This is a genomic window from Ruminococcus sp. RTP21204st1_B2_RTP21204_210225 (genome assembly GCF_040914135.1).
In the GTDB taxonomy this organism is placed as follows: Bacteria; Bacillota; Clostridia; order Oscillospirales; family Ruminococcaceae; genus Hominimerdicola; species Hominimerdicola aceti.
Window position 1 is genome coordinate 1 of the sequence record NZ_JBCPGA010000102.1, and the last position, 2,151, is coordinate 2,151.

3 protein-coding genes are annotated in these 2,151 nt (G+C 32.6%); all 3 read right to left on the reverse strand.

The window, feature by feature from the left end:
- Positions 1-72 precede the first annotated feature (72 nt).
- The 3 genes from AB5123_RS14175 to AB5123_RS14185 all read right to left on the reverse strand — a co-directional run bounded on the left by AB5123_RS14175 (position 73) and on the right by AB5123_RS14185 (position 1,943).
- Positions 73-552: a hypothetical protein gene (locus tag AB5123_RS14175; RefSeq protein ID WP_368364984.1), complete on the reverse strand. Its 480-nt coding sequence runs from the start codon at positions 550-552 to the stop codon at positions 73-75.
- Between the two features lie 84 nt (positions 553-636).
- The gene (locus AB5123_RS14180; RefSeq protein ID WP_117928388.1) at positions 637-1,053 is read right to left on the reverse strand and encodes a DUF6557 family protein; all 417 of its coding nucleotides are present in this window, start codon (positions 1,051-1,053) and stop codon (positions 637-639) included.
- Complete coding sequence (locus AB5123_RS14185) at positions 1,050-1,943, reverse strand: hypothetical protein (protein WP_256320466.1); 894 nt, start codon at positions 1,941-1,943, stop codon at positions 1,050-1,052. The genes AB5123_RS14180 and AB5123_RS14185 overlap by 4 nt, the downstream gene beginning before the upstream one ends.
- Between the last annotated feature and the right edge of the window lie 208 nt (positions 1,944-2,151).

Here is a 2,151-nt window from a genome sequence, read left to right on the forward strand (position 1 = left end):
GTCTGACTTCGTTCTTTATCCTTGCTATTTCGTTCATTCTGATCAACTCCGGTTCGACTTACTTAGATAATTCTAGTATACTCTATTTGGAGTTGGCTGGGTAGGGTGGTGGGTTGTTGGGCAGGGACGATCAAAATCTCCAGTTGGTAATCCAACATATAAAATCTCATGAGCAAAAACAGAATTATCAGTGACCAGCACCTGTATTCTTTGAACAGTCATTACATAATATCTTGATATTACTATTTCATAATCACTATGGGTAAACCTTAATCGTTCCGTTTTATAGTTAAAGGGAACGTTAATTAACAAGATCAAGGATAAAAATAATGAAATAATAGCTTTACATGAGTATTTAAAAATTTTGCTTTTATTTTTGGATAAATGAAGAAAAACAGAAACTACTGATGTCAAAAACAAGACTACTGTGCAAAGCGAAACAATGAAAAATTTTGGAATGATTTTAATGCTTATATGAAACAAAAACTCAAAAATCAAATTCAAAGCAACAACTAAAATTGTTGCTATTTCTATTCTTCTTATTATTTTCATAAATTCTCACAATATATAATTTTACAGAAATTTATATTAAATAATTTCTGCTATCCGAAAAATAACGCCATGTGCAAAAGCAAATCATACATTATCCTCAAAACCATACGAAGTGATTTCATAAAAACAATGTGCTAATATTGTTGGAAATGAATATCTGCGCAGTGTTTCCTCATCAATAGTATAATTTAAAAAATCCGCATAAGGCGATGATGCTATCGAATAAATTGTTTTTGAAGATAACTCGTAGGCACTTACATCAAAATCAATTGTTGAATCATTCTCGTCAAATATTTCAAGTTTTCTAATATCATCATTTTCGTTTTGAATGTATGCCGTAATAAATATACATAGTTTTTGCCCGTTATATGTCGGATTCATATTAAGTAAATCAAAGAACAAATCTTTATAAAGATCTATATACTTATTGCCATAATGTAGCTTAATTTTTGATATAACATCTTCAGGACTTGTCTTTTTTAATATTTCATATATTCTCATTTATGTGTTTTTTCGAAAACCTCCCAAAATATCTCTCCATTTTCTGTTTTATTACCAAGTAGCCTATAGGCTCCTCCTTTTCCCATAACTTTAACCTCATACATAAATCCTTTTATGCCTTTTCCACTAAGCTTTTTTATTCCCATTGTACCTTCTTTCGTCGCTTGCTTTACCATAGATTTAAGAAATTTTTTTACAACTCCTTCATCACATTTTTCAAGCATTTCTTTTTTAGCTTTTTTCGAAATAAGTTTCCATGCATCATCTGGAGATGGCTCAAGTATACCTGCAATGAACATTATTGAATGAAATACTTTTTCATCGCTTATGCTAATAGAAGGATTATACTTATTAACTTCGCTTAACCAATAATCTCGTTCCGCAGCACTGACATCTCCGCCTAAAAACCAGGCAAATTCATCAGACGCTGCACCTGAAATTGATTTTGCAATATCTAATATTCTTCCTTTTCCAGAAGACATAATATCTCGTATTTCATCAGCCCTATTAGCAATATCTATTTTATCAGTATCAGTAACTGCTAAGTGCCATGCCAGTTCCAGTTTTAAAAGTTCGACTTGAACAGTAGTAGAAAACTTTTCATCTGACGCTGTCCATATACCCGTGCATAAATAAGGATCACATGGTTTTGAATCATTGACATCTAATATACCATCCCCATCCGTATCCCCATTATTAGGGTCGGAGCTATACTTGAAAACAACGGTAGAATACGTGATATATCCGCCGTCCGCACTGCCGACCTTAACGGTCTTTGACTTACCTCCGTCAATAGAAATCTCCTGACCGTCTAACAGATCGTCATCGTCGCAATCCGAATTTTCAGGGTCGGTATAAATAACCTGTGCATTAGAAAGAACCAGTCCCAAAACCTCAAATTCATCTGGTAGACGGTCAAAATTGAAATGATTATCTATAACGCATAATTTTTATTTTTGCCGTACAGATTTTAGTCTGTACGGCAAAAATAATAGCAATAGCTAAATATTATAGTTAAGTGGATATTGAAGAGCTTTTTCATCTGATAATATTACGGGTGTTTCGATTGTTCCAAAATTAATGTTCTCAAAAAATGCG

Bases quoted from the DNA above. Each gene is read 5' to 3' on its own strand.
- AB5123_RS14175 (WP_368364984.1), bottom strand. From the start codon at position 552: ATGAAAATAATAAGAAGAATAGAAATAGCAACAATTTTAGTTGTTGCT.
- AB5123_RS14180 (WP_117928388.1), bottom strand. From the start codon at position 1,053: ATGAGAATATATGAAATATTAAAAAAGACAAGTCCTGAAGATGTTATA.